Genomic DNA, 6190 nt, shown 5'->3' on the forward strand with positions numbered 1-6190 from the left:
GGGTCCTAAATCGGTCAAGCGGCACACTAAACCTGCCCATTGGATTTGTGCCGCACTGCGGTAGGGTCTGCCGCACCCCTGGCTGATCGAGGAGCGTGCACGTGTTCAACCGGACCAGAAGCCTGCAGATCACTGCGGCCCTTGCGTCCATATCCCTGCTCGCCGGATGCGGTCTGCTTTCGGACGACAGCAAAGACGCCGAAAAGAAGATCACCGTCGGCACGACGAGCGCCCCCACCACCCTCGATCCCGCCGCGGCCTGGGACGGCTCCTGGGAGCTCTACCGCAACGTCTACCAGACCCTCCTGGCGTTCCCCACGGGCTCCGCCAAGCCCCAGCCGGACGCCGCGCAGAACTGCGAGTTCACCGACTCCGCGAACGAGTCCTACCGCTGCACCCTGCGCAAGGGCCTGAAGTTCTCCAACGGCGAGGCGCTCGACGCGAAGGCCGTCAAGCACTCCCTCGACCGGATCCGGACCATCGGCTCCAAGGTCGGCCCCAAGGACCTCTTCGGCAGCCTCGACCGGATCGAGACCCCCGACGCGCAGACGGTCGTCTTCCACCTGAAGACCCCGGACGCCACCTTCCCCTTCGTCCTCGGCTCGCCCGCCGCCTCGCTGGTCGCCCCCGGCGCGTACCCCGCGGACAAGATCCGCGAGGACGGCAAGGTCACCGGCTCCGGCCCGTACGTCCTGGAGTCGTACAAGGAGGGCAGCGAGGCCGTCCTGACCGGGAACGCCTCCTACAACGGCTTCGCGAACCGCCGCAACGACGGGGTCACCATCCGCTACTTCGCGGACGCCGGCCAGATGATCTCGGCCCTCAAGGCCAAGGAGATCGACGCCACCTACCGAGGCCTCTCCGCCGCGCAAATCCGTGAGCTCCAGGACCCCGCCGCCCACTCGCAGGGCGTCCAGGTCGTCGAGAACGTCGGTTCCGAGATCCGCTACCTGGTCTTCAACCCCAAGGACGACCCGAACGTCGCCAAGCCGGCCGTCCGCCAGGCGATCGCCCAGGTCATCGACCGCGGCACGCTCGTCTCCAAGGTCTACCAGGGCACCGCCGAGCCGCTGTACTCGATGGTTCCCAAGGGTGTCGTGGGCCACAAGACGCCCTTCTACGACAAGTACGGCCAGGCCGACATCCCCAAGGCCAAGAAGATCCTCAAGGACGCCGGCATCACCCAGCCCGTCGAGCTGACCTTCTGGTACACCACCGACCGCTACGGCGCCTCCACCGCGGACGAGTTCACCGAGATCAAGCGCCAGCTCGACGAGAGCGGCCTGTTCAAGGTCACCCTGCGCGGCCAGCCCTGGAAGGCCTTCCAGGAGGGCTACAAGAGCGGCCAGTACCCCGTCTTCGGCCGAGGCTGGTTCCCCGACTTCCCGGACCCGGACAACTTCATCGCGCCGTTCGTCGGCAAGGAGAACGCGGTCGGCACCCCGTACGAGCCGGCGCAGATCCTCACCGACCTGCTGCCGAAGTCCCGCCGCGAGGGCGACCGCGCGGCCGGCATCCCGCAGTTCGAGCAGGCCCAGCAGATCTTCGCCGAGGACGTCCGCCTGCTGCCCCTGTGGCAGGGCAAGCTGTACGTGGCCGCGCGGGAGGACATCGCGGGCGCCGAGCGCGCGCTGGACCCGCAGACCGTCTTCCAGATGTGGGAGCTGTACCGCAAGACCAGCTGGTGATCCGCCCCGCAGGGGCGCCCCGGGACCGCACCGGACCCGGTGACCCCCTGCGGGTGAGGCACTGTCAGTGGCTGCCGGTAGGTTCGGGGACGTTGCACGCGTTGCGCGTACTTGTACTACCGGAGGTTGTCGCCGTGACCCAGATGCTGCCCGAGTCCTGGCTCCCCGTCCTCGGCGGGGAGCTGGACCAGCCCTACTTCAAGGAGCTCACCGAGTTCGTCGAGGAGGAGCGGGCGAACGGGCCGGTCTACCCGCCCCGCGAGCAGGTCTTCGCGGCGCTGGAGGCCACTCCCTTCGAGAAGGTGAAGGTGCTGGTCCTGGGCCAGGACCCGTACCACGGCGCCGGCCAGGGGCACGGCCTGTGCTTCTCCGTCCTGCCCGGCGTCAAGACGCCGCCCTCCCTGCGCAACATCTACAAGGAGATGCAGGCGGAGCTCGACCTCCCCGTCCCCGACAACGGCTACCTGATGCCGTGGGCCGAGCAGGGCGTCCTCCTGCTGAACGCGGTGCTGACCGTCCGCGAGGGCGAGCCCAACTCGCACAAGGGCAAGGGCTGGGAGAAGTTCACCGACGCGGTGATCCGCGCCGTCGCCGACCGGCCCGACCCGGCCGTCTTCGTCCTGTGGGGCGCCTACGCCCAGAAGAAGCTCCCGCTGATCGACCAGGAGCGGCACGTCGTGGTCAAGGGCGCCCACCCGTCCCCGCTGTCCGCGAAGAAGTTCTTCGGCTCCCGCCCCTTCACCCAGATCAACGAGGCCGTCGCCGCGCAGGGCCACGAGCCGATCGACTGGCGGATCCCGAACCTCGGCTGACCTCCGAACCGCCCCTCGGCCCCCTGGCCGGTGCCTCCGGCCGGGCCCGTCCCCACCCGGTCCCGCCGGTCGGGCCCGCGCCGGGCGGCGTGGGTCAGGCAGGATCCCGGGGAGACGGTCTAGCGTCGGGACGGTCGGACCGGAGCAGGTCCGGTGGGGCGAGCAAGCCGGAGGCCGCGGTGACCGAGCAGCAGGAGGCGTCGGAGGACGCCGTCATGACCCGGATCGGCCAGGCGGTCATCCTGCTGCACGCCGGGGACCGCGAGGAGGCCCGCAACCGGCTCCGCGACCTGTGGACCGAGCTGGGCGAGGAAGGCGACGGCCTGCACCGCTGCACGCTCGCCCACTACCTGGCCGACGCGCAGGACGACCCGGCCGACGAGCTGGCCTGGGACCTGCGCGCCCTGACCGCCGCCGACGCGCTGCGGGAGGGGCCGCGCCCCCGGCAAGGGCCCCCGCCGCCGGCCGTCCGCGTGTTCTACCCCTCACTGCACCTGAGCCTGGCCGCCGACTACGCCAAACTCCAGCGCACCGCCGAGGCCCGGCTCCACCTGGAACGGGCCAGGGCAACCGCCCGGGCGCTGCCCGACGACGGCTACGGGGCCGGCGTACGGTCCGCCATCCGGCGCCTGGAGCGGCGGCTGGCGGGGGAACCGGGCCAGGGGCCCCTGCCGTTCCCCGAACAGCACCCCTGAGCGCCCGCACGGGCCGCGGACAGCCCGTCGGCGCCCCTCCCGGGCTTTCCGGTCCGCCGGGCCCCCGGTACGGCCCGTGGCGCGGGCCGGGCGCCCTCAGCCGCCCGCGGCCGCCCTCAGCCTCCTTCGACGCCTCCGCAGATCCGCGCCTCCGGGCTGTCCGCCGACCACTTGCCGTGCTTGCGGCCGAACGCGCACACGTCCTCCGGCCGGACCGGAAGCCGCTCCGCCACCTCGCGCGGTACCCGCGCCTTCGGCTCCGCGCGCTCAAGCGGCCCCTTCCCGGCCCGGTCGGGGCTGCCGTCCCGGCCGGGCGGCAGGGGCTCCGCAATGTCCGGGACGGGCGGCGCGGCCCCTCCGGGAGGCGCCCCCGCGGAGGCCCCGGCCGGCTCGGCCGCGGCCGGCAAAGCCGGACCGGAGCCGGTGGCGGAGGACGTCGCGTGCGCCGGCTGCTCCGGGCCCGCCGTGAGCGCCTCCAGCGCGGGCGCCCGGACCTCCACGGGGTCCGACGGGCCGGTCGGCTCGTGCCGGGGCGGCGTACCGGCGCTCCCGGGGGCGCCGGCGGGCTGCATCGGGGCGGGGGTGACGTTCATACAGCCGGACACGGCCGAGACGGCGCAGGCCACCGACAGCAGCAGTTTCGTCGTGGTTCGGGTTGGATGCACCCGCGCAACTCTGCTGTGTGGGGACCCCGTTGTGAAAACCGGGAGCCGGAATTGACCCCGCACGGGTGACGGACGTCAGCCGGACACCGCCAGTCGGACACGCGTGCCCGGAATGCCGGCACGGCACCTCGCCGCGTTGCCGGCCCCCGCACGACGTCCGGCCAGGGCGCCGGGCGCCGGACGTCACTCGCCGGTGGCGCCGTCGAGGTGCTCGCGCAGCAGGTCCGCGTGCCCGTTGTGGCGCGCGTACTCCTCGATCATGTGCATGTAGACCCAGCGCAGGCTGAACACCTCGCCACGGTGGTGGCTGTCGGCCTTCGACACCAGGTCCAGGGAGCGGCCCGCGGCGGCCTTGCGGGCCTCCTCCACCTCCGTGCGCCACACCCGCTCCGCATCCGCCCAGGTGTCCTCCGCCGTGAAGTGGAAGTCCCCGTCCCGGTCCTCGCGGGTGACGTAGAGCTCGGGCAGGTCCTCACCGAGCATGATCTCCCGGAACCAGTACCGCTCGACCTCCGCCATGTGCCGCACCAGGCCCATCAGGGACAGCTCGGACGGCAGGAGGGGCGTCCTGTGCAGGTCCTCCTCGGTGAGGCCCTCGCACTTCCAGGCGAGGGTCGCGCGGTGGTAGTCCAGCCAGCCCTCCAGCATCTCGCGTTCGGCGGCGCGGGTGGAGGGCTCGGTGCGGGAGGATCCGGAAGTCGTCGTCATGGCGGCCATCCTGGGCCAACGCGAGCCGCTCCACCAGCGATTAAGCTGCGGGGGATCGCACACGCCAGGACACTGCACGACACGGAGGTGCACGGTGAAGGTCGGCGTCATCGGACTCGGCGACATCGCCAGGAAGGCGTACCTGCCCGTCCTCTCCGCCCGCCCCGGTCTGGAACTGCACCTCCAGACCAGGACCCCCGCCACCCTGGAGCTCGTCGGCGAGACGCACCGCATCCCCGCCGCGCAGCGCCACACCGGGCTCGACGGGCTGCTGGCCGAGGGCCTCGACGCGGCGTTCGTGCACGCGCCGACCTCCGCCCATCCGGAGATCGTCGGCCGGCTGCTGGAGGCCGGCGTACCGACGTACGTGGACAAGCCGCTCGCCTACGAGCTCGCGGAGTCCCGGCGGCTCGTCGAGCTCGCCGAGGCGCGGGGCGTGGGCCTCGCCGTCGGCTTCAACCGCCGCCACGCCCCCGGCTACGTGCAGTGCGCCGACCACCCGCGCGAGCTGATCGTCATGCAGAAGAACCGGGTGGGGCTCCCCGAAGACCCGCGGACCCTCGTCCTCGACGACTTCATCCACGTCGTCGACACCCTGCGCTTCCTCGCACCCGGCGAGACCGACCGCCTCGACGTGCGCGCCCACGTGCGCGACGGGCTGGTCCACCACCTCGTCCTGCACATGTCCGGCCCCGCCTTCACCGCCCTCGGGATCATGAACCGCCGCTCCGGATCGCCGGAGGAGGTCCTGGAGGTGTCCGGGCAGGACACCAAGCGCCAGGTCGTCAACCTCGCCGAGGTCATCGACCACCGCGGCCAGCCGACGGTGCGCCGGCGCGGCGACTGGGTGCCGGTCGCCCGCCAGCGCGGCATCGAGCAGGCCGTCGACGCGTTCCTCGAAGCAGTGGCCGCCGGGAAGGTGCTCAGCGCCCGGGACGCGCTGCTCACCCACGAGCTGTGCGAGCGGGTGGTGCGCTCGGTCCAGGAGCAGGCCGCCTGAGCCGCAGCGCCCGCACTCCGGCGCCCGCCCCGCAGCCGGCCAGCAGCAGCACGGACGCGGCCACGGCCCAGTCGCCGAAGCGGACGTAGGCCGTCGTGCCCCGGGCGAGCGGGATCTCGTACACCTCGGCCGTGCTCGCGGAGACCGGCAGCCGCGGGCCGACCGGCTCCCCCGACGGGCCGTGCACCGCGCTGATCCCGGTGAGCGTGGCGTGCACGACGGGGCGGCCGGTCTCCGCGGCCCGCAGCGCGGCGAGCGAGGCGTGCTGCGCGGGCGCCCAGCTCTCCTGGAAGGTGGACGTGGCCGACTGGGCGACCAGCAGGCCGGCCCCCTCGCGCACCAGGTGCCGGCCCATGTCGGGGAACGCCGACTCGAAGCACACCAGCGGGCCGATGCGCACCCCGGCACCGTCCGGCAGCTCCATCACCACCGGTGCCGCTCCGCGCCGGCGGTCCTCGCCCGCCGCCCTGCCGACCGAGGTTGCCCAGCCGAGGACGGACCGGGCCGGTACGTACTCCCCGAAGGGGACCAGGCGCATCTTGTCGTACCGGTCGCCGGTGGGGCCGCCGGGGCCGACGAGCACGGAGCTCTTGAAGATGCCCTCCCCGCCGCCCCCTCCGGC

General features: G+C 72.9%; 7 protein-coding genes. 4 read left to right on the top strand and 3 right to left on the bottom strand.

Annotated features, from left to right (window positions below; all coding sequences use genetic code 11):
- The first annotated feature begins 101 nt into the window (after positions 1–101).
- From EF903_RS07385 to EF903_RS07395, 3 genes are all read left to right on the top strand, one after another.
- Entirely contained in the window at positions 102–1688 is a 1587-nt protein-coding gene (locus EF903_RS07385) for an ABC transporter substrate-binding protein (protein ID WP_125542100.1), read from the top strand.
- 143 nt (positions 1689–1831) lie between these two features.
- A complete protein-coding gene (locus EF903_RS07390; protein ID WP_125542115.1) occupies positions 1832–2500 on the top strand; it encodes a uracil-DNA glycosylase in 669 nt (222 codons plus the stop codon).
- Between the two features lie 179 nt (positions 2501–2679).
- Entirely contained in the window at positions 2680–3195 is a 516-nt protein-coding gene (locus EF903_RS07395; protein WP_125542102.1) for a hypothetical protein, read from the top strand.
- 116 nt (positions 3196–3311) lie between these two features.
- On the opposite strand, the gene EF903_RS07400 is transcribed toward EF903_RS07395, so the two are convergent.
- Positions 3312–3860, bottom strand: coding sequence for a hypothetical protein (locus tag EF903_RS07400; protein ID WP_260614931.1), 549 nt, complete (start codon positions 3858–3860; stop codon positions 3312–3314).
- Between the two features lie 183 nt (positions 3861–4043).
- Positions 4044–4568 carry a DinB family protein gene (locus EF903_RS07405; RefSeq protein ID WP_125542105.1) on the bottom strand — a complete coding sequence of 175 codons (525 nt, stop codon included), beginning with the start codon at positions 4566–4568 and terminating at the stop codon, positions 4044–4046.
- Between the two features lie 94 nt (positions 4569–4662).
- On the opposite strand from EF903_RS07405, the gene EF903_RS07410 reads away from it, so the two are divergent.
- Complete coding sequence (locus tag EF903_RS07410; RefSeq protein ID WP_125542107.1) at positions 4663–5568, top strand: Gfo/Idh/MocA family protein; 906 nt, start codon at positions 4663–4665, stop codon at positions 5566–5568.
- Here the strand turns inward: EF903_RS07410 and lnt are convergent.
- Positions 5513–6190 (bottom strand): apolipoprotein N-acyltransferase (lnt, locus tag EF903_RS07415; protein ID WP_125542109.1); only part of this gene is annotated, 678 nt, incomplete at its 5' end. The genes EF903_RS07410 and lnt overlap by 56 nt on opposite strands.

The sequence above is a fragment of the Streptomyces sp. WAC05292 genome (assembly GCF_003949955.1).
Lineage (GTDB): Bacteria > Actinomycetota > Actinomycetes > Streptomycetales > Streptomycetaceae > Streptomyces > Streptomyces globosus.